Source organism: Pseudarthrobacter sp. TE3704 (genome assembly GCF_056279405.1).
Genome location: NZ_JBWCCJ010000016.1, coordinates 1 through 18,920 on the forward strand (window position 1 = coordinate 1; position 18,920 = coordinate 18,920).

Sequence of the window (18,920 nt, forward strand, 5' to 3'; positions counted from 1 at the left end):
CGACACGGGCCCACTGCTCATCGGTAAAAATCTGGAAACGCGACACCAGCCCAGTTAATCAACCGAACACCGCCCATTTAGGAGACACGCCCTAGGCCCAGAGGAACGGAACCACCAGGACACCCAGTGTGATGACCGGCCCGATGACCACCATCGAAAGGCCCCAGATGGTGAGGTGCCGGTTGACGGTGGGCCGGTGCTCCTCCACGGTGGACGCCACGATGGTGGCGCCGGTTGTTCCGAAGGGTGCGCAGTCCACCAGGGACGCGGAGATGGCCAGCGCGTAGATGAAGCCCGTCATTTCCAGCCCGCCGCCGGGAACCAGCAGCGGAACCGCGAGCGGAATCAGGGCGCCGATGATGCCGATGGTTGAGGCGAAGGCGGAGACCAGGGCAGCGATGACGCAGATAACGAACGCGGCGAGCAGCGGCTGGCTGACCGAGCGGGCAGCTTCACCGAGCTGGTCGATGGCGCCAAGGCGGGTGAGAACGGCAACGTAGGTGATGATGCCGCCGAGCAGCAGCGTGGTGCTCCAGTCGATGCGGCCGATGGCCTTGCGTCCCACGCCCGGATCCACCAGGGCGATGACTACTGCGATGGTGAGTGCCACAACGCCGAGGTTCACGTCGACGTCGAGCTGGTTGAGCGTGAAGAACCCGATCACGAGCACAAAGATTGAGACGATAACGAGCAGCTGCATGGGCAGCAGCTTGGGCCGCGGTGCGGCGTCCACCCGGGTTTCGGTCCGGTCCAGCGTCAGCGTTCCACCGCCTTCCGCCCGAACACCGGAGCCGCCGCCTGCGCTGCCTACCGGCGAAGATCCGCCTGAAGACCGGCCGGCCGAACCTGCACGCGTCCGGGCAATAAGTTCACGCCCGCCGAACATAAAGAAGGCCACCAGGACAACCAGTGCGTTAACACCGATGGAGAGCCCGAACATCAGCGCCGCGTTGTACGGAACGTTGGCCTCGGAGGCTACGGTCTGCACGGTGATGCCCACAATGCTCGTGGGGGCCAGAGCGCCGCCGACGATCGCCGAGCTCATGGCGATGCCCATCATGGTGGAGTTGATGCGGTGGCTGTGGGCGAGCGTCATGGCGATCGGGACCACCGCGAACGCGGCATGGGAGGTGCCCATGCAGGCCACGGCCGAGGCAATGGCCCAGAGGCCCCAGGGCAGCAGGGCCACGCGGTCGCCGATGAGGTCGAGTGAACGGTCCACCAGCCATTTGATGGTGCCGGTTTCATGGGCGATGCCGAACAGGTAGGTGATCCCCACCAGAATGACCAGGGCGTCCACCGGGAAGCCACCGAGGACTTCCTTCAGGCTCTCACCCACAACGCCGATGCCGATAATGAAGGCCGCCACCAGGGCGAGCGCCCCCATGTGGACGTTGCGCACCGAGGAAATGGTGAACACCAGCGCCAGCCCGATCAGGGCGATGATTTCGGGACTCATACCTGCCGCTCACAAAGGACGGGCACCTTGTGCGGGACATAGGAAGCAAAGAACGTCATTGATTTACTCCGATCAGGTGGTTCGTCCCACGGGAGGCTCCCGCGAGGTAGAGGTCGAGGGCCCGGGCGTCCACGCCGTCGAGGTCCTCAAGTCCAATGAGGTCGCCCTGGGCCACGGGGCGGGTGAGGCGGGCGCCGTCGAGCAGGTAGAACGGGGAGGCAGCAGGATCGGTGGCGATCATCACCGGCGCAACGCCGGCGATCTCGTGGTGGTGTCCGGCCACGGCAAGTTCTGTGCCTGCGGGGAGATCCTGCAGGGCGCGGCCGGCCAGGACCATGCCCGGCTGGGCGGCAGGGGCAATAACGCGGTCGACGGCGGCGTGCACCGTCAGCGGTGTCTCCACCCCCATGTAGTGGTACGGCCAGTAGATGCACGCGTACTTGCCGTCGCGGCTGAGCACGTGGCCCTTGCCGCGCAGGATTTCCCAGGTCACCGGGTCGCCGGTGCGGACCACTGCGAAGACTCCCCCGGCGAAGCTGGCCTCGCCGGGTAGCCGCAGGGCCGAGAAGACGTCCACCACGCCGTCGTTTTCGGTGATGCCCCCGTCCGCGCGTGCGGCGTAGATGTCGGCAAGTTCATCGATGCGGGCCACCGGGTAGTGCATGGCCTCAACGTCGGCCATCATGCCGGTGCGCATGGCCACCACCGTCATTTCGCAGGAATCCGCGGCAGCGGCACGCTTCAGGGAGCTGACGGCCTCAGCTCGCCTGCCCAAGGTTCCGGCGACATCCTCGCCGAGGCTCAGCAGCCCGGCCAGCTGCGGTGCATCGATAGTCTCGCCGGCCTGCGTGACGCAGCCGGTCGCCGCGTCGAACTGGAGGTCGTACTCCCCCGCCTTCCCGATGGCCACAATGTCGAGTCCGACGGCGGCAATCCAGTCAACGAGGCGCAGCAGGTTTGCCGGCTGGTCACCGTCGCCCGGGAGATAGCTCAGCCCCTTGCTGGCCGCCCGCGCACTGAGTTCAACGCCCACTACAGTGTCGACTTCCTTGCTCACCATGACGACGTGGGTGTTGTTGTCCAGTGCGGTTTCGGCGTAGGCGGAGCCGACACCCACGCGCCCGCAGGCTTCGACGAGTACGTCGATGTTTGACCAATCCAGGGCATCGGCGGAGGCAATGAGGGCGATCCGGCCATCAGCAACAATTTCCGCTGTGTGGGCGGGATCGATGGACCCGGCCACGCGGTGCGCGGGGATACCCAGCTCATCGAGCATTTTCAGCACGCCATTGATGTCGGGATCGATGAGGATGGCGGGCAGGATTTCGGGCGTGTGGGACAGCTGGGCGAGGAACGTGCGTCCGTAACCGCCGTTTGCCCCCGTGAGGGCTACGCGGATGGGATCTCGTCGTCGAGCGCGGTGAGGGAGGATCACGGTGGGTTCCAAATCTTCGTGAGCACCGTCCGACTTTCGAACGTGCCGGGAATCACTGTGACACACAATCTAAATACGTACAAGAACTTACCAATTCTTAACAATGGTTATCGTTCGGGTGTTACAGTCGTCTCCGACCGCCGGCGCTTGGCTGATGGTCCAGAAAGGAACGAACGTGCTCGGAATCGTCGCTGATGACTTCACCGGCGCCACGGACATAGCCACCATGCTCCGTCGCTCTGGTCACCGAGTGGTTGTCGTCATTGAAGACGGCGCACTCACCTCCGAACAACTGCCCGGGCTTGACGCCGTCGTCATCGCTTTGAAGAGCCGGTCCGAGACCAAGGAGGAGGCGGTGGCTGCCTCGCTTGATGCGCTGCGCCGTCTCCGCACCTGGGGTGCACGCCGCTTCTACGTGAAGTACTGCTCAACCTTCGATTCCACGGATGAGGGCAACATCGGGCCGGTTCTCGACGCCGTCTCTGACGAACTTGGTGTGGAACGGTGCGTGGTGGTTCCTTCGTTGCCGGCCAATCACCGCACTGTCTATAACGGCCACCTCTTTGTAGGGACCGAGCTCCTGGAGAACTCGTCCATGCGCCACCATCCGCTGACTCCCATGACCCGCTCCCGCGTCGCCGACCTCCTCCGTCCGCAGACGTCCCACAGCGTCGGTGAAGTCACGCGCGAAAGCGTGCGCGAAGGGCAGACGGCGTTGCGCGCCGCCATCAATGCCACCGGGGCCCTCTACGTCGTTGTCGACGCCATCGACGATGAAGACCTGGCAGTCATCGGGGATGCCACCGCGGATGACCTGCTGGTGTCCGGCGGGTCAGGGCTGGCGCTTGGCATTACAGGACCCGGCGGGGCGGAGGCTTCCTGGGCTCCGCCGCCTCGGGGACGCGGGGCAGTTCTGTGCGGCAGCGTATCCAGCGCAACGTTGGGCCAGATCGCGCACGCGGCACGGACCCAGCCGGTATGCCAGGTGGATATGGCGGCCGCTATCGCTGATCCCGACGCTGCCGCCGCCGAGCTAGCGGCCTGGGTCCTGGCCCAGCCGGCTGACTCCACGCCCATTGTCTGCGCGGCCCGCCACCGTGACGATGTCCGGCCCCGGATCGACGGCGTCGAGGCGGCTCCCGTCGTCGAACGCGTGCTGACGGAAATTGCCCGGCAGCTTTTTGCGCACGGGAACCTGTCGGGACTCATCGTCGCGGGTGGCGAGACCAGTGGAGCCGTGGTGCGCGGACTGGATATCCAGTCGCTGCAGATCGGCCCGGAACTGGCGCCCGGAGTGTGCTGGTCCGCGGCGGAGACGAGTGGGCGCACCATCGCCCTCGCACTCAAGAGCGGCAATTTCGGTGACGTTGACCTATTTACTACGGCTTGGGAGCGCTGGGCATGAGTGCACGTAAAGAACTGATCACCGCAGGGCGCCGCCTCGTTGAGATGGGCTTGAGCCCGGGAGCCACCGGCAACCTGAGCATCCGGGACGGGGACACCATACTGGTGACAGGTACTGGAGCATCGTTGGGACGCCTGACGGACGCGGACATCGCCGAGGTCTCCCTCTCGGGTGTGCATCTGGGCGGCGCCCGCGCATCCAAGGAAACTCCGCTGCATGTTGGGTTCTACCGCCGCGGCGAGGAGCACCAGGCGATCGTCCACCTGCACTCGCCCCAGGCAGTAGCCATGTCCTGCCGCAGCCCTTGGGCGGAAAGCAACGCCATTCCGCCGCTCACTCCGTACTTCGTCATGCGCGTCGGTCAGACCCCTCTCCTGCCCTATCGGCACCCAGGCGACGCCGCACTCGGCGAAGACATCCGAACGGCACCCGGCCCGTTCCGCGCCGCCTTGCTCGCTAACCACGGATCCGTCGTGTCCGGCAGGGACCTGGGTGACGCCGTCGAACGCGCAGCCGAACTGGAGGAGGCGTGCCGGATCGCCCTCCTGACGGAAAACTCTCCACGCCGTGAACTAACCACCGATCAGGTCCGTGAGCTCGCCGACCGGTGGAACAGTCCGTGGACGCATTCTCCGGTAAATTGACCGGGGAGGCACCAATGGCAAAAGCGACATCACTAATTCCGGAACAGCGCAGGCAGCAGATCCTTCAGCACCTGCGCAGCCAGGGTGTACTCAGCTACCGGGAAATCACCGAACAGCTGGGTGTCAGCCACATGACCGCGCGCCGCGATGTCGCCGCCCTCGCCGATGAGGGAAAGGTCCAGGTAACGCAGGGCGGTGTGCTTGCCGTGACCAAGCTGCTGCAGGAACCGCGCCGCTCGGTGAAGGAAGGGACGGACCTGCCGGCCAAGGCGGCCATCGCCCGGGACGCTGCAGAGCTCGTGACAGACTCCATGACGATCTACCTGGATGCCGGCACCACGGTCCAGGCCATGAGCCCTTACCTTCAGGACCGGAAAGACCTCACCATCGTCTCGAATGACCTGGCCACAGCGAACACGTTTCTGGAATACCCGGGGATCGATCTGATTTGTGTTGGCGGCCGGGTGGACCGGGACAACAAATCGATGATCGGCCGGCTCGCAGCGCTCACACTCGCCGAACTGTCCCTGGACATCGCCTTCCTGTCCTCGAGTTCCTGGGACGTGCAGCACGGAGTGACAACGCCGGTTGAGGCCAAGATCGACCCGAAGCGCGCGGCCATGGCGTCTGCGGAGAAGACGGTCCTGCTGGCGGACAGCGGCAAGTTCGGGCGCTACGCGAAGTACCGGGCACTCGCCCTGGACGAGCTCGACATCATCATCACCGACGCGGGCCTGGACGAGACCGCGGCGCGGCAAATCCAGGGACTGGGCGTCGAAGTGGTCCGCGCGAGTCTTACGTCTTCCTAGTTCCGCGAGGCCGGCATGGCTACCGCAGTCAACCCCTCCAGCCATTCGGCAAAGTCCAACGCCAGCGCATCCGCCCCCGGCCGTGCAACAACCTGGACAGACAGCGGCAGGCCCTCGGATGAGAACGCGACGGGCAGCGAAACAACAGGTGCGCCCACCATGGTTACAGCCCTGCATTGGCCCATGATGTCCCAGCCAAAAATCGACTGCCCGTCAATGTCCAGCTTTCCGGACACGTCGCAGGCAGGACCGCCGGCCACCGGCAGGAGGACGATGTCAGCGGTATCGAAGACGGCCAAGTCCCGCCTTCTTGTCTGTTCGGATTCGGCAACAGCCGCTTCGAGTTCCCATGCTTCGGTTTGCATGGAGCGCCGGATTACGTCGAGGTTCGCAGGAAGGATCAGGTGCTCCCGGCCGGCGACAGCCGCGGCATGATCAACCATCGGATCAAGAGGACGGAGCCGGTTATAGGCTGCCAGCGATCCCGCAAAGAGATCCGGTATGTGCGTCATTGTCCGGACCTCCGGCGCGATCAGCTCCGCCAAGGACGCGATCATCTCTGACACTTCACGCCGTACCGGCCCCAAGGCGGAACCATCACTCCATGCAACCGCAATATTGCCGGGGACGGCCCCGGCGATTGAAGTCCGAACCACGAGGCGTAGATCCGTAAGCACTGCGAGCGCCGTCCGCAGGTCCCGCACTGATCGTGCGAGCGGCCCAATGACCTGAGTGGCGGCCTGAAGGCGGGCGCCGGGCGTGTACGGGTTGCTGCCCCCGTACCAGCCGCCCGCTCCCGGAACGATTCCCAGGTCAGGAACTGAACGCGGGGTGGGCCGCAGGGCGGTGATACCCACGCATTGCGCCGGCCACCGCAGTGATCCGCCGTAGTCGGTGCCCAGGCCGAGCGCTGAAATGCCGGCAGCGACGGCGGCAGCCTCTCCCCCGCTCGAGCCACCCGCCGTCGCACCGGGAAACCGGGGGTTGAGCGTCCGGCCACCGACGGCACTCTCGGTGATGGCACCGAACGCAAACTCGGGGCAATTGGTTTTGCCAATCACCACGGCACCCGCCTCCTGCAGGCGCCGCACAGCAGTGGCAGTGAATGAGGCGATGTTTCCGGCGTATGCGGCACTGCCGCCGGTCAGCTGCAGACCTGCCACAGAGATAACGTCTTTGACGCTGAGTGGAACACCGGCCAGTGGCCCCAGCTCCTCGCCATGGGCCCGTCGGCGGTCCACCTCCCTCGCGGCAACGGCGGCCCCGTCCCAGTCCTCCTGGATGAAGGCACAAAGAGCGGGGGCTGCATCGGCCCGGGACCGCGACTCCGCCAGGACGCTCTCGGCGGAGGCTTCACCCGTGCGCACCGCGGAGGCGAGCGCGGTGGCGTCGCGGAGTGCGGTCTCCAGCGGACCAGTACCCTGCAGGTTATCGTCCTGCACGCGCGCACCGGGCTTGTTTCGGGCCGGGAAGCCTCGGTGTTATTGTCACGTGCAGCGCTCCCATTGGGTGTCGGTGGTCCCGCACTTCATAGCCCTCACGGGGCACGTACGGCTGCTTGAACCGAATGTATCAGGACGGTGTCCGCCAGAAGACACTCCCCGCTGCGCGCGGCTGGTGCTGTCGTGGACTTTGGTGACGAACGACGGGGGCCCCCGCCCGAGTGCAAAGTTCCGGGACGCGGGGGCAAGGGTTGAGGTGGCTGGGGTAGCGGCTTGAGTCCCGGTGGTTACGCTTCTTCTACAACGAGCGAGAAACTCAACGAAATGGACGGATACACATGCACGCCGTGCTCGAATACTCTTACGGGGACAACTACCTTGAAATTCGCGATAAGTACCGCGCAGAACACCTCAAGGCGGCCTGGGAAGCAGTCGAACGGGGCGAGCTTCTGTTGGGTGGAGCCGTGGGTGACGGACCCTTCAGTGGCCTGCTGATCTTCACCGGCGAGAACGCACTCGAGGCCGCACGAGCTTTCGCAGCTGCCGACCCCTACGTCACCGGTGGCGTCGTGACGTCGTGGACCGCCCGCCCCTGGACAACGGTGGTAGGAAAAGAAGCGGCCACATCCGTTCGCTCCTGAGTCCCATTACCCACCGAGTCGCAGCAGGACCGAGGCTACTCGGCGATGTCCTCCGCCCACAGCTCCGGGTGGGCGTCCTGAAACCTGCCCATCATGTCCACGCAACGCGGGTCATCCAGGATCACCACGTCAACGCCGCGTGACCGCAGAAGCTCCAGCTCGCCGTCGAACGTTCGCGCTTCCCCCACCACCACGCGTGGGATCTTGAACTGGATGATGGTTCCGGCGCACATGGCGCACGGGGCGAGGGTGGTGTACAGCGTGGCGTCGCGGTAGCTCTTCTGCCGCCCGGCTGCGCGGAGCGCGGACATCTCCCCGTGCGCGATTGGATCGGCGTTTTGGACGCGTTCGTTGTGGCCGCCCGCGATCACCACGCCATCCCGTGCGAGCGCAGCCCCGATGGGGATGCCGCCCTCGGCCAAGCTCTTCTGTGCGGCCTGATAGGCGGCTTCGAATGCGGAGAGGTCGGTGCTGTCCAGTTCCAGCTCGGCGGACTGAGGCTGCTCGTGGGTCATGGCGTCATTGTCGCACAGCTGTTCCCACTACCCTGGGCCGCCACATCGCTGACCCGGCCACCACTGGGGCAGGGAAACTCGGCAAAACTGAGCTAATCCTGGGACACCGGCCTGCGGTCGGCCTATACGATTTCCTGGACATCCGGGACCGGGGCCTCCGGATAACTGAAAATGGGGGAATCGATGCAGGAACTGGGCCGCATCTACTGGACACGACAGGGCCTTCGCCTGGCGCACTCGGCGTTGATGGTGTGGCTCGCCGTCTCCGTGATGTCGGCGTTGATGCCGAAGGGAACATCTGCCACCGGAACGGCACCGTCCTCTGCCGCGGAGGTTCTGCGCGGCATGGTGGACGGCGCCGTCGCGGCGGTCGCTCTTCCGGGCGTTGCCGTTGTCCTGCTGGGCATTGTGGGTGCTGTCCTAAACCGCCGGGACGTACGACGCCGGGACCCGGTACGCCGCTTCACCCGCCAGCAGCGCCGCGAGGGGATGGCCCGGGCCGGAGGCCAGTGCGAGATGGAAAGCGGACTGGGTCGTCGCTGCGCCCGACCCGCCGAGCACGGCGACCACTTCTACCCCTGGTCCAAGGGCGGCTCCACCAGCCTGCAGAACTTCGTCGCAGCCTGCGCCAAGTGCAACAGCGCGAAGCATGCCAGGATCCCGTCGCCGGGCCAGCAGCAACGTTTGGAACGACGACGGCGGGACTACGTTCCGCCGTCGTCCTCGGTCAGTGCCGGTGAGCGGCAGGCGCTCCCCTAGGTAGGTTCGCTGCCGACGCGTCTACCCCAACGCCTCTCATTGCAGTTGAGGTGGCTTCCGTCGGGGTTTGAGGATGCCGACGCCCACTCCTTAGGGCGCACGTGGTGCCCCCTCCGTACACCCTCGGGCATTGCTACACTTGCTACGGAGGGCAGCCATGGCAACAATTCCCCACCGCGAACTGCGCAACCAAAGCAGCAAGATTCTGGAGCGCGTGAAAAACGGTGAAACCATCGACGTCACTAACAATGGAGAAGTTGCGGCTACCTTGATCCCGCCCTCGGCTTCGCCATTCGAACGTCTGCTCCGGGCCGGACAAGTGCGACCATCCGTAGCCGGACCCGTTGACTTCCGGACGCTGCCACGCGTCGTCACGGAAGACAGCACCGCCGATATTCTGGACGACCTCCGCGGTGACCGTTGATCGTCTACGTCGACACGTCCGCTGTGCTGAAACTGCTGGTTGAGGAGAAGGAATCAGCTGCAACGGCCGAGTACGTCACAACAACGCTCGCACAGGGCAACCATCTGGTGGCGTCGATGCTTCTCTACACAGAGCTCCATTGCGCTGCGCATCGCCGCGGAATTCCGAGCGGACTCGTCAATACCGTACTGGGAAGTATCAACCTCATTGACCTCGCCCGCTCGGATCTGATGTATGCAGCTGCCCTGCCCGGCAGGCTGCGCAGCGCGGATGCCATCCATCTGGCCGCTGCAATTCGAATCCAGGCAGACATCCTTGTGGCCTTCGACGCTGAACTCGTGGCCGCTGCTACGAATTCAGGACTGAATGTTGTGACACCCGGAATCACCCCGTAATCCGGCTGCAACCACTGCTGCCCAGACTCACATTGTCGGCAGCCCCGTGTAGCTTAGGGCTATCAGTTCGCCGCCCCGAGGACTTCCATGGATTTCTACGCCATCAACCAACTGCGTGAGAACCACCCAGGCTGGTCCCTGCTCCGCGCACAGAACGCCCCGCTGGCCATCTCCTTCTTCATCAAGGCTTTCACCGCCCCCAACCAACGGGACATCGGCCGGCAGGAACTCGTCGATCACCTGGACGACGTCCTGTTCGGCCTGCGCGACGTTTACGGCGAGGACAAATTCCCCCGGCCGGCAGGTGAGTACCTTGACGACTGGGCCGCACCGGAACGGGCGTGGCTCCGAAAGTACTACGTGCCGGGCCACGACGAGCCGCACTACGACCTGACGCCGGCGGCTGAGGACGTGGTCCGCTGGGTGGAGAGCCTGCGCGGCCGGGATTTTGTAGCAACGCAGTCGCGCCTGACCAGCATCTTCGCTGTCCTCAAAGCCCTGGTGCAGCAGTCCGAAACAGATCCGGAAGTCCGGCTGGCGGAGCTCCAGCGCCAGCGGGACGGAATCGACTCCGAGATGCAGCGCATCAGGGACGGCAACATCAAGGTCATGACCGCCCCGGAGGCACTGGACCACTTCCAGCAGCTCACCACCCTGGCCAAGGACCTCCTCGCAGACTTCCGCGAAGTCGAACAGAACTTCCGCAAGCTGGACCGGCAGGTCCGCGAACAGATCGCCACGTGGGAGGGCAGCCAGGGCGAGCTCCTGGAGACCATCTTCGCCAACCAGCAGGGCATCAGCAGCTCCCTCCAGGGCCGGACGTTCCAGGGCTTCTGGGATTACCTGATGTCGCCGCAGCTGCGCCTGGAACTGCAGGACCTGCTGCAACGCGCCACCCAGATCGAGGCGCTCTCAGGTGTCGAGGACCTGCAGGCCGTGACCACGCTGCACCAGGACTGGCTGCCCGCCGTCGACCAAACCCAGGCAACTGTCCGGCAGCTCTCCGAGCAGATGCGAAGGCTGCTCGACGACAAAGTCTTCCTCGAAAACAAGCGCATCATGCGGCTGATCCGCAGCATCGAATCCGGCGCGCTGGGCACCCGGGAGGCGCCGCCTTCGGGCGATTTTATGGACATTGCCGCCCAGTCCGTGGACGTGGCACTGCCCTTCGAGCGCCCGCTGTATGAACCCAGCCAGAAGGTGATGGTGGACGACGCCGTTGTCGCCGCCGATGATACCGACGTGGACGCAGATGCCCTGTTCAGCCAGTTCCACGTGGACAAGGAACGGCTGAAAGCCAATGTGGACAGCGTGCTCGCGGAGGCAGAACAGGCAACCCTGGCGGAGATCACGCAGGCCCACCCACTGCAGCAGGGCCTTGCCGAGATTGTGGCGTACTACCAGCTGGCCAGTGAGTCGGAGTGGGCCAGCATCGACGAGAAATTACCCCAGCAGCTGCAGTGGCAGCTGCCCGACGGCAGCATACGTGAAGCGACCATCGACCAGATCATCTTTGTGAGGCCAGCATGACCGACATTACGGAACTCAACGCAAGCCGGACGCCCGAGGAACTCCCAGGCGTCGTCACCCGGCTGTTCCGCGGCGTGGTGTACGCCGAGTCGGACGAGAAGGTGTGGCAGTCACTCCTTGGGCTGGAATCGCAAACCCGCGACTACGTGGCCGTACTGGGCCTGGACCTGATCCTGGACGAGTCGGAGGGGTACGCGTTCCTGCGGTCGCGGGAGGACCCGGAGGGCAACCTGCCGCGCCTGGTTCAACGGCGCAGGCTTACCTTCGATGTCAGCCTCCTGCTGGCTCTGCTGCGCAAGCGCATGCTCGAATTCGATACCAACAGCAGCGAACTCCGCCTCATCATGACGGAGCAGGAAATCACTGACATGGTGGCCGTCTTCCTCCCGGAATCCAGCAACCAGGCACGGATCCTGGACCGGCTGGCCGGGAACATCAAGAAGGTGGTGGAGCTGGGGTTCCTCCGCAAACTGCGAGGCCAAACGAATACGTATGAAGTGGCGCGGATACTGAAGGCGTACGTGGACGCGCAGTGGCTGGAGGAGTTCGACGCGCGGCTGGCTGACTACCGCGCATCCCTCACCGGAACGCCGCAGCCGGATACCGCCGCCGGCACCAGCGAAGGGGACCTCCCGTGACGGCAGACTTGCAGGACAGCCTGTTCAGCCTGGAAGAGGCGCCTGGGCAGGCGGAGGAAACAGCGGACGACGCCGGCACTCCCCCGGGTTACCGGCTGCACCGTTTGGAGCTGCTTAACTGGGGCACGTTCCACCAGGGAGTGCGCACGTTCCGGCTCGACGGCGCCAACAGCCTCCTCACCGGTGACATCGGCTCGGGCAAGTCGACGGTGGTGGATGCCATCACCACCCTCCTGCTGCCGGCCAACAAGATCGAGTACAACAAGGCCGCGGGCGCGCAGAAGAAGGAGCGCTCCCTCATGTCCTACGTCCGGGGGTACCACAAGAGCACGCGCAGCACGGGCGGTGAGAACTCCAAGCCGGTGTCGCTCCGCGGGACGGGCGCGCTGACCGTGGTCCTCGGGGTGTTCCACAACGCAGTCCTCAACAAGTCCGTCACGCTGGCCATCACGCTGTGGGCGGTGCAGGAGGCCGGGCAGCCCAACCGGTTTTACTCCCTGGCGGAGACGGACCAGTCCATCGCCGAGCACTTCTCCAACTTCGGCCAGGACCCGTACAAGCTGAAGAAAAAGCTGAAGGCTGGCGGAGCGGCGGTTCACGACACCTTCGAACCCTACGCGGCTGCCTTCAAGCGGCAGTTCGGCATCAGCGGAAACCAGGCAATGGAGCTGTTCCACCGTACGGTGTCCATGAAGCAGGTGGAGAACATCACCTCCTTCGTGCGCACCAACATGCTGGACGAGGATGACGTCGAAGCCCGCATCAGCAAGCTGATCAGCCACTTCGACGACCTCAAGAAAGCCCACGGCGCCGTGCTGCGCGCAAAGGACCAGATCAGTCTGCTGACGCCCATCCGCGAAGGCGCCGCCAGGCATGCCGCGCTGACTGCCGAGGACGAACTGGCCCGTGCCCAGCGCGACCAGCTGCATCCCTGGTTCACTAACCAGCGCCTGGTCCTGAGCCTGGAACACGCGGCGGAACTGGAAAGCACCGGCAAACGGCTGGAAGAAGAAGCCGCTTCCCTCACTGCCCGCACCGAGGATCTCCGGCACCAGATCAATGCCGTGGTGGAGGACATCCGCAGCAACGGCGGCGGCCGGCTTGCCGCCATCGAGGCGGACGTGGCCAGACTGACCACCGAGGCCGGCGCGCAACGTGCCCGCTACCAGACCTATGCAGCAGCCGCCGCGGAGCTGGGCCTGCGCCCGCCGGAGGACAGGGTGCTGTTCGACGCCAACCGGGACCGGCTGGCCGCCGTCGAATCGGGGCTGGCCGAGCAGTACAGCGGGCTCCAGGAGGACCGCACCGAACTGACCATGACGCGCACCGTCCTCACCGGACGCGCCACCGACCTCAAAACCGAACTCACCAGCCTTCAGTCCCGGCGGAACCTACTGCCGCTGCAGCAGCTGGAGATCCGCCGCCGGCTGTGCGAGGGAACCGGGGTCCCGGAGAAGGAACTGCCGTTCGCCGGCGAGCTGCTGAAGGTCCGCGACGGCGAAGCCGCCTGGGAAGGCGCCGCCGAGCGCACGCTGCATGGCTTCGCGTTGTCCCTGCTGGTGCCGTCAGAGCACTACGCCGCCGTCAGCAGCTGGGTGGATTCCAACAATCTCAAGGGCAGGCTGGTCTACCTTCGGATCGGCGACTCGCACTCCCCCAGGCCCGCAGACCCGGGGACGCTGGCCGCCAAGATCGCCATCAAGCAGGGCACCCCCTTCCGCGATTTCCTGATGGACGAGCTGGCCAGCAGGTTCGACTACGTCTGCTGCGACACCCTGGCGGATTTCCGCCGCCATCCCAAGGCGCTGACCGCCAACGGACAGCTGAAGGGCGGCCGCGGCCGGCACGAAAAGGACGACCGCAAGGACCTCCGGGACCGGCGGAACTACGTCCTGGGCTGGGACAACCAGGACAAGATCAACGGCTTCCTGGCCGAGCTGGACGAGGTCAAGGGCCAGCTCCAGGTGGCGGAGGCGCAGCTTGCCAAGGTCGACGGGCAGCTGGGTGGCATCGGCCGGAAGAACCAGCAGCTCGGCATTGTGCGGTCTGTGTCCGGATTCGCCGAGCTCAACTGGCAGGACACTGCCCGGCGGGTCGAGGAGCTTAAGGAGGAGCGCCGCGCCCTGGAATCCACCAGCAACGTCCTGCAGGACCTGGCGGCCAAGGAAGCTGCGCTAAAAACAGACCTGCAGCGCCTCGAAGAGCGGTCCGGCAAGCTCCAGCAGCGGCTGGGCGCGAACGAGAAGGACGCCAGGGACATCGCGGAGGCCATCGCCGAATGCCGTGACCTGCTGCAGGATCAGCCGCTGACGGACGACGCCGGGCTGCTGGCGTCCGTCGCCGGCCTCACCGCCGCAACGTCGGAGGAGAAGGTGCTCACCTATAAGAACACGGCGGCGGTTGAAAGCACCGTCCGGTCCGGTCTCACCGCCACCATCGACGCGCTGTCCAAACGGCTGGCCACGGCCGAGGCCGGCACGGTGCGGCTGATGGCCGACTTCCGGAACAAGTACCCCACCGAGACCACGGACATCGACGCATCGCTGGACGCCGCCGTCGACTACGAACGGCTGCTGGACCAGCTGGAGAAGAACGACCTGCCCAAGTTTGAAGCCCACTTCAAGGAGTCCCTGAACCAGAACACCATCCACGAGGTGGTGGCCTTCAACGCGTTCCTGGACAGCCGCCGGCAGGACATCGTCAACCGGATCGCTGAGATCAACCGGTCGCTTGCCACCATCGAGTACAACCGCGGCCGGCACATCCAGCTGGAGCACCAGAACAGCTCGGACCTTGATGTGCGGCAGTTCGGGACGGACCTGCGGGCGTGTTCAGAGGGCACCATCGGCGACGAGGACCAGTACTCGGAGCAGAGGTACCTGCAGGTGGAGCGGCTGATCGAACGGTTCCGCGGGCGGGACGGTTTCACCAACTTGGACGAGCGGTGGACGGCCAAGGTCACCGATGTGCGGAACTGGTTCACGTTCTCCGCGTCCGAGAAGTGGACGGAGACCGGCGAGGAATTCGAGCACTTCACGGATTCCGGCGGCAAGTCCGGCGGGCAGAAGGAGAAGCTGGCGTACACCATCCTGGCGGCGGCGCTGGCGTTCCAGTTCGGGCTGGGAGCGGGGCAGGGCACAGGCGCCAGCCTGGGAAAGGCATCCGGCAAGGGCCGCAGCTTCCGGTTTGTGGTGATCGACGAGGCGTTCGGCCGTGGCTCCGACGAGTCGGCGCGGTACGGCCTGGAGCTGTTCCAGCGGATGAAGCTCCAGCTCCTGATCGTCACGCCGCTGCAGAAGATCCACGTGATCGAACCGTTCGTGGCACACGTGGGCTTCGTGGCCAACACCAACGGCAACGATTCCCAGCTGCGGAACATGACCATCCAGGAGTACCGTGACGAGCGGGACCGCCGTGCCGGTTGAGGGCTCAGCGGGCAAAGCCCAAGGCTGGACCACGCTGGCAGACCTGCGGGCGCAGTCGCTGAAGGCCTGGGGCAGCGGCGCGTTGCTGCGCGAGCTGCTGGAACCCAGCGGACTGTACCCCCGCCGTCGTCCTCTAAAGCGTCCGACGGCGGCAGGCCTCCTGCGCGATTATGCGGCGGCGCGTGCATGGGCGGCTGAGCTGAATGCCGCCGTCGGACCGTTCACGTTGGAGACAACGGAGGTGGGCCGCACGACAGTCGGTTCCAACCAGCTGCCCGCTGCCGCCGTGTTCGCATCCGCCAATGACGAAATTGCGTTTGTTGGGAAAGCTAAGGACGCAGCCAAATGCGTTGAACTTGCCTCCGGTCTGGCCGCCTTGGACTCCGCGTTCACCCCCTGGGCGCTGCGGCGCCCGCTCAAGCTGCTGGAGCTTGGGACCAATGCGTTGACGGCCGCACGCGTAGGGCTGTGGCTCCGCGACAATCCCAAACCCGGGGTTTACGTCCGGCAGTTGAGCCTCCCGGGAGTGCACACCAAGTTCATCGAGAACCATCGGAAGGTGGTGGATGAGCTGCTGGAGGCACTGCGGCCAGCGGCGCTCCCCGTTGATGAGTCCACTGAGGACAGCGTTGCAGAGACCCCGGCGGAACCAGGGTCCTTGCTCGGGCAGCCGATGACCCGGACACCTGCCGCCCGCTTCGCCGCGAGGCATGGCTTCCTGCATCCGCCGGAGCTGGTGAGGTTCCGGATGCTCGACCCTGGCCTGTCGCTACTGGGCGATGTGCGTGATGTGACGGTCACGGCGGAGGCCTTTTGCACGCTGAATCTTCCGGTGAAAGCTGTACTGATGACCGAGAACCTGGTGAACTTCCTGGCGTTGCCGGAACGGCCGGGAGCTGTGGCTGTCTACGGCGGCGGGTACGGGTTTTCGTCGCTGCGAGACGCCACCTGGCTGCGTGATTGTCACGTCATGTACTGGGGAGATTTGGATACCCATGGTTTCCGGATCCTCGACCAACTGCGCGGTGTCCATCCGCACGTAGTGAGCCTTCTGATGGAGGAAGAGACACTGCTGGAGCACCGGGATGCATGGGGCCAGGAGCCATCGCCGTCGAAGGCTACATTGACCCGGCTGACCCCTGAGGAACACAAGGTCTACGAGGCTCTCGGCAGCAATGCCTATGGAACCAACGTTCGCCTTGAACAGGAGCTGATCAGGTGGGACTGGGCACTGGAGAAGCTTGGCGTCACTGCCCCTGGGACGTCCATCGTTGCAACTCGATCTTGATGGTCAGGATCGGACATCGTGGAGCAGGAGCGGCATACATGTCCTCGCTGTCAGCCTGAGGTCAATGCGCCAGGCCCAGAAATACCGCGAGCGATTGCTCAACAGCCACCATCGCTTCGGAATCCACCCGGCCTATCCGGTGTCCCAGATTGGCGCGGCGCACGGTTGTGAGCTTGTCCACCATGATCTGGCTGACGCGGTCCAGGCCGTTTAGTTGGCCGGGTTCAACGGTCAACCTGAGCAACGGAGCATCCGTGAGGTGAGATGTCAGGGGTAGAAGGGTGACAGACTCCGACTCCCCAAAGAGATCGTCCTGAATGATGAGTGCGGGGCGTGGCTTCTGGGCATAGGTTCCGCCGGAGACTGTCCACAACTCGCCGCGGTTCACTCCGGCCAGTCTTCTGAAATCTGATCGACAAAATCCTGGTCGTCCGTTGCACGGTCAGACGCGGCTACTGCGCGGGCCTGACGTTGAGCCTCACGCTTAAACTCGGCGGTACGAGCATCGGGCACCCACATCTGGATCTGGCGGAATCCCCGCTCCCGCATTGCCATCCTGTGCCTCGCAACACGGTCCCTAACGCTCATACCCCTTACGTTACATGTAACGCCCGTGCCTGTCAGCAGTCCTCGGGAAGGAGCCGCCGTTGGAGGTGGTCGACCTGGCACTGCTGCCGAGGACCTGCCCTGGGAGCAGGGATGCCGGTAACTGACGCCGCGGCCAGGCATCTGGTCTACGCCTTGGGCCGATATTGGGGGTACCCGAAATCCCTACTACAAAAGTAGTGACAATGCCTGAAGGAAGCAGTATCTTGTATCTAAGGGCTTCAAAGGAGAGTTCCATGCCTGGAGTACAAGAAAGCGTCACCATTGCCCGTCCGCCGCAGGAGGTCTTCGATTTCCTGGCGAATTTCGAGAACCTTTCGGCCTACGATGCCTTCGTCACTGCGTCCGGGCAGGTTGGGGACGGCCCCCCAGGATTGGGAACGCGAGGCCGCGGAACCACCCGCTATATGGGCCAGCAGTTCGACTGGTTGGTCGAGTTCACCGAATTTGAGCCGCCCCGGCGGATGGTGTCCCGCTCGGTCGAAGGTAAGCGCGACGTAACTGCGACATTCACCTTGGAACCGGCCGACGGCGGCACACGCGTCACGGAGCGGCTTGAGACCGGCGCCATGGACGGCCTCCTGGGCCGGCTGCCCGATCCACTGGTAAACCGGCTGCTGGGCCGGTCGCTCCGTGGCAACCTCAAAACCCTGGGCCGGGTGCTGGCAGAAAACCGGGGCACCTGACGCCCCCGGCCAGTCCATCTGGGCAGCAGGCTGAGAATGCGGGGGCTGCAGGCATGGCTACCCCGGAGGAGTTCTATAACGCCCTCGCGTCTGAGTATCACCTGCTCTTCGGCGACTGGTGGTCAGCGGCGCAGTGGCACGGGCGGGTCATCGCCGGCATCCTCGCCCAGCACGGAATCACCCGGGGGCGCCTGCTGGACTGCACCTGCGGCATCGGAACCCAGGCCCTGCCGCCGGCGACGCTTGGGTATGACGTGACAGCAACAGACGTGAGCAAAGCGGCAGGCGCCCGGGCCCGGGTGGAGGCCGCCGCGAGGGGAATTGTCGTCGACTTCACGGTCTCCGACGTCCGCGACGTTCGTGACCATGTCGACGGGACCTTCGATGTGGTCATCAGCTGCGACAACGCCCTCCCACACCTGCTCACCGACGAGCACCTGCAGCGTGCCCTCGGCAGTATCCGTGCATGCCTGCGGCCGGGCGGGCTTTTCCTTATCTCCCTCCGCGACTACGACGCGTTGCGGCTCACCCGCCCCGGCGGCATGCCGATCTCGGTCCACGGCAAAGCCGGGTCCCGGCATGGATCGGGTCAATCCTGGCGGTGGTCCGAAGACTCGGAGTACGTGGACATCGAGCTGTTCACCTTCACCGAAGACGCGGCCGGGTCATGGCATGCGCGCTCTGCCACCACCCGCTACCGTGCCCTGACCCGAGCGAAACTTGACGATCTGCTGATGGTGGCCGGGTTCCGGGCCGCGCATTGGTTGATGCCTGCCGTCAGCGGCTACCACCAGCCGATTGTGCTCGCGGAGGCCTAAA

19 protein-coding genes are annotated in these 18,920 nt (G+C 65.0%); 13 read left to right on the plus strand and 6 right to left on the minus strand.

Annotated features, from left to right (window positions below; translation table 11 throughout):
* Positions 1-91: 91 nt before the first annotated feature.
* Together ACZ9BC_RS22400 and ACZ9BC_RS22405 are read right to left on the minus strand one after the other, a co-directional pair.
* Positions 92-1,459: an SLC13 family permease gene (locus ACZ9BC_RS22400; RefSeq protein ID WP_476247881.1), complete on the minus strand. Its 1,368-nt coding sequence runs from the start codon at positions 1,457-1,459 to the stop codon at positions 92-94.
* 55 nt (positions 1,460-1,514) lie between these two features.
* A complete protein-coding gene (locus ACZ9BC_RS22405) occupies positions 1,515-2,894 on the minus strand; it encodes a homoserine dehydrogenase (protein ID WP_476247882.1) in 1,380 nt (459 codons plus the stop codon).
* A 175-nt stretch (positions 2,895-3,069) separates the two neighbouring features.
* Between ACZ9BC_RS22405 and otnK the strand changes: the two genes are divergently transcribed.
* The 3 genes from otnK to ACZ9BC_RS22420 are packed head-to-tail and all read left to right on the plus strand — an operon-like array spanning position 3,070 to position 5,752.
* Entirely contained in the window at positions 3,070-4,299 is a 1,230-nt protein-coding gene (gene otnK, locus ACZ9BC_RS22410) for a 3-oxo-tetronate kinase (protein WP_476247883.1), read from the plus strand.
* Positions 4,296-4,943, plus strand: coding sequence for a class II aldolase/adducin family protein (locus ACZ9BC_RS22415; protein WP_476247884.1), 648 nt, complete (start codon positions 4,296-4,298; stop codon positions 4,941-4,943). The genes otnK and ACZ9BC_RS22415 overlap by 4 nt, the downstream gene beginning before the upstream one ends.
* Positions 4,944-4,957: 14 nt before the next feature.
* A complete protein-coding gene (locus tag ACZ9BC_RS22420) occupies positions 4,958-5,752 on the plus strand; it encodes a DeoR/GlpR family DNA-binding transcription regulator (RefSeq protein WP_476247885.1) in 795 nt (264 codons plus the stop codon).
* On the opposite strand, the gene ACZ9BC_RS22425 is transcribed toward ACZ9BC_RS22420, so the two are convergent.
* Positions 5,749-7,194, minus strand: coding sequence for an amidase (locus ACZ9BC_RS22425; RefSeq protein WP_476247886.1), 1,446 nt, complete (start codon positions 7,192-7,194; stop codon positions 5,749-5,751). The genes ACZ9BC_RS22420 and ACZ9BC_RS22425 overlap by 4 nt on opposite strands.
* Before the next feature lie 338 nt (positions 7,195-7,532).
* Here ACZ9BC_RS22425 and ACZ9BC_RS22430 point away from each other — a divergent pair, with 338 nt between their 5' ends.
* Positions 7,533-7,835, plus strand: a complete 303-nt coding sequence (locus tag ACZ9BC_RS22430) for a YciI-like protein (RefSeq protein WP_476247887.1) — start codon at positions 7,533-7,535, stop codon at positions 7,833-7,835.
* 35 nt (positions 7,836-7,870) lie between these two features.
* On the opposite strand, the gene ACZ9BC_RS22435 is transcribed toward ACZ9BC_RS22430, so the two are convergent.
* Positions 7,871-8,350 carry a nucleoside deaminase gene (locus ACZ9BC_RS22435; protein WP_275729175.1) on the minus strand — a complete coding sequence of 160 codons (480 nt, stop codon included), beginning with the start codon at positions 8,348-8,350 and terminating at the stop codon, positions 7,871-7,873.
* A gap of 183 nt (positions 8,351-8,533) precedes the next feature.
* Between ACZ9BC_RS22435 and ACZ9BC_RS22440 the strand changes: the two genes are divergently transcribed.
* From ACZ9BC_RS22440 to ACZ9BC_RS22470, 7 genes are all read left to right on the plus strand, one after another.
* On the plus strand, positions 8,534-9,109 hold the full coding sequence (locus ACZ9BC_RS22440) for an HNH endonuclease (RefSeq protein WP_476247888.1): 576 nt from the start codon (positions 8,534-8,536) through the stop codon (positions 9,107-9,109).
* A 157-nt stretch (positions 9,110-9,266) separates the two neighbouring features.
* On the plus strand, positions 9,267-9,533 hold the full coding sequence (locus ACZ9BC_RS22445; protein ID WP_476247889.1) for a type II toxin-antitoxin system Phd/YefM family antitoxin: 267 nt from the start codon (positions 9,267-9,269) through the stop codon (positions 9,531-9,533).
* Positions 9,530-9,928 (plus strand): type II toxin-antitoxin system VapC family toxin, encoded by a 399-nt coding sequence (locus ACZ9BC_RS22450; protein WP_476247890.1) that lies wholly within the window; start codon positions 9,530-9,532, stop codon positions 9,926-9,928. Before ACZ9BC_RS22445 ends, ACZ9BC_RS22450 begins: the two co-directional genes overlap by 4 nt.
* Positions 9,929-10,015: 87 nt before the next feature.
* Positions 10,016-11,458: a DUF3375 domain-containing protein gene (locus ACZ9BC_RS22455; protein ID WP_476247891.1), complete on the plus strand. Its 1,443-nt coding sequence runs from the start codon at positions 10,016-10,018 to the stop codon at positions 11,456-11,458.
* The gene (locus ACZ9BC_RS22460; RefSeq protein ID WP_476247892.1) at positions 11,455-12,096 is read left to right on the plus strand and encodes a DUF4194 domain-containing protein; all 642 of its coding nucleotides are present in this window, start codon (positions 11,455-11,457) and stop codon (positions 12,094-12,096) included. The genes ACZ9BC_RS22455 and ACZ9BC_RS22460 overlap by 4 nt, the downstream gene beginning before the upstream one ends.
* Positions 12,093-15,521 (plus strand): ATP-binding protein, encoded by a 3,429-nt coding sequence (locus tag ACZ9BC_RS22465; RefSeq protein ID WP_476247893.1) that lies wholly within the window; start codon positions 12,093-12,095, stop codon positions 15,519-15,521. The genes ACZ9BC_RS22460 and ACZ9BC_RS22465 overlap by 4 nt, the downstream gene beginning before the upstream one ends.
* Positions 15,493-16,809, plus strand: a complete 1,317-nt coding sequence (locus tag ACZ9BC_RS22470; protein ID WP_476247894.1) for a Wadjet anti-phage system protein JetD domain-containing protein — start codon at positions 15,493-15,495, stop codon at positions 16,807-16,809. The genes ACZ9BC_RS22465 and ACZ9BC_RS22470 overlap by 29 nt, the downstream gene beginning before the upstream one ends.
* Before the next feature lie 61 nt (positions 16,810-16,870).
* On the opposite strand, the gene ACZ9BC_RS22475 is transcribed toward ACZ9BC_RS22470, so the two are convergent.
* Both ACZ9BC_RS22475 and ACZ9BC_RS22480 read right to left on the minus strand, forming a co-directional pair.
* Positions 16,871-17,197, minus strand: a complete 327-nt coding sequence (locus tag ACZ9BC_RS22475; RefSeq protein ID WP_476247895.1) for a type II toxin-antitoxin system PemK/MazF family toxin — start codon at positions 17,195-17,197, stop codon at positions 16,871-16,873.
* On the minus strand, positions 17,194-17,538 hold the full coding sequence (locus ACZ9BC_RS22480) for an antitoxin MazE-like protein (protein ID WP_476247896.1): 345 nt from the start codon (positions 17,536-17,538) through the stop codon (positions 17,194-17,196). The genes ACZ9BC_RS22475 and ACZ9BC_RS22480 overlap by 4 nt, the downstream gene beginning before the upstream one ends.
* A gap of 113 nt (positions 17,539-17,651) precedes the next feature.
* Between ACZ9BC_RS22480 and ACZ9BC_RS22485 the strand changes: the two genes are divergently transcribed.
* Together ACZ9BC_RS22485 and ACZ9BC_RS22490 are read left to right on the plus strand one after the other, a co-directional pair.
* Positions 17,652-18,101: an SRPBCC family protein gene (locus ACZ9BC_RS22485; protein WP_476247897.1), complete on the plus strand. Its 450-nt coding sequence runs from the start codon at positions 17,652-17,654 to the stop codon at positions 18,099-18,101.
* A 53-nt stretch (positions 18,102-18,154) separates the two neighbouring features.
* Positions 18,155-18,919 (plus strand): class I SAM-dependent methyltransferase, encoded by a 765-nt coding sequence (locus ACZ9BC_RS22490; RefSeq protein ID WP_476247898.1) that lies wholly within the window; start codon positions 18,155-18,157, stop codon positions 18,917-18,919.
* Position 18,920: the final 1 nt, after the last annotated feature.

What these genes read in the sequence shown, in the direction of transcription:
- ACZ9BC_RS22400 (WP_476247881.1), bottom strand. Translation starts at nt 1,459, where the DNA reads ATGAGTCCCGAAATCATCGCCCTGATCGGGCTGGCGCTGGTGTTCACC.
- ACZ9BC_RS22415 (WP_476247884.1), top strand. Translation starts at nt 4,296, where the DNA reads ATGAGTGCACGTAAAGAACTGATCACCGCAGGGCGCCGCCTCGTTGAG.
- ACZ9BC_RS22420 (WP_476247885.1), top strand. Translation starts at nt 4,958, where the DNA reads ATGGCAAAAGCGACATCACTAATTCCGGAACAGCGCAGGCAGCAGATC.
- ACZ9BC_RS22430 (WP_476247887.1), top strand. Translation starts at nt 7,533, where the DNA reads ATGCACGCCGTGCTCGAATACTCTTACGGGGACAACTACCTTGAAATT.
- ACZ9BC_RS22435 (WP_275729175.1), bottom strand. Translation starts at nt 8,350, where the DNA reads ATGACCCACGAGCAGCCTCAGTCCGCCGAGCTGGAACTGGACAGCACC.
- ACZ9BC_RS22440 (WP_476247888.1), top strand. Translation starts at nt 8,534, where the DNA reads ATGCAGGAACTGGGCCGCATCTACTGGACACGACAGGGCCTTCGCCTG.
- ACZ9BC_RS22445 (WP_476247889.1), top strand. Translation starts at nt 9,267, where the DNA reads ATGGCAACAATTCCCCACCGCGAACTGCGCAACCAAAGCAGCAAGATT.
- ACZ9BC_RS22455 (WP_476247891.1), top strand. Translation starts at nt 10,016, where the DNA reads ATGGATTTCTACGCCATCAACCAACTGCGTGAGAACCACCCAGGCTGG.
- ACZ9BC_RS22460 (WP_476247892.1), top strand. Translation starts at nt 11,455, where the DNA reads ATGACCGACATTACGGAACTCAACGCAAGCCGGACGCCCGAGGAACTC.
- ACZ9BC_RS22480 (WP_476247896.1), bottom strand. Translation starts at nt 17,538, where the DNA reads ATGCCTGGCCGCGGCGTCAGTTACCGGCATCCCTGCTCCCAGGGCAGG.
- ACZ9BC_RS22485 (WP_476247897.1), top strand. Translation starts at nt 17,652, where the DNA reads ATGCCTGGAGTACAAGAAAGCGTCACCATTGCCCGTCCGCCGCAGGAG.
- ACZ9BC_RS22490 (WP_476247898.1), top strand. Translation starts at nt 18,155, where the DNA reads ATGGCTACCCCGGAGGAGTTCTATAACGCCCTCGCGTCTGAGTATCAC.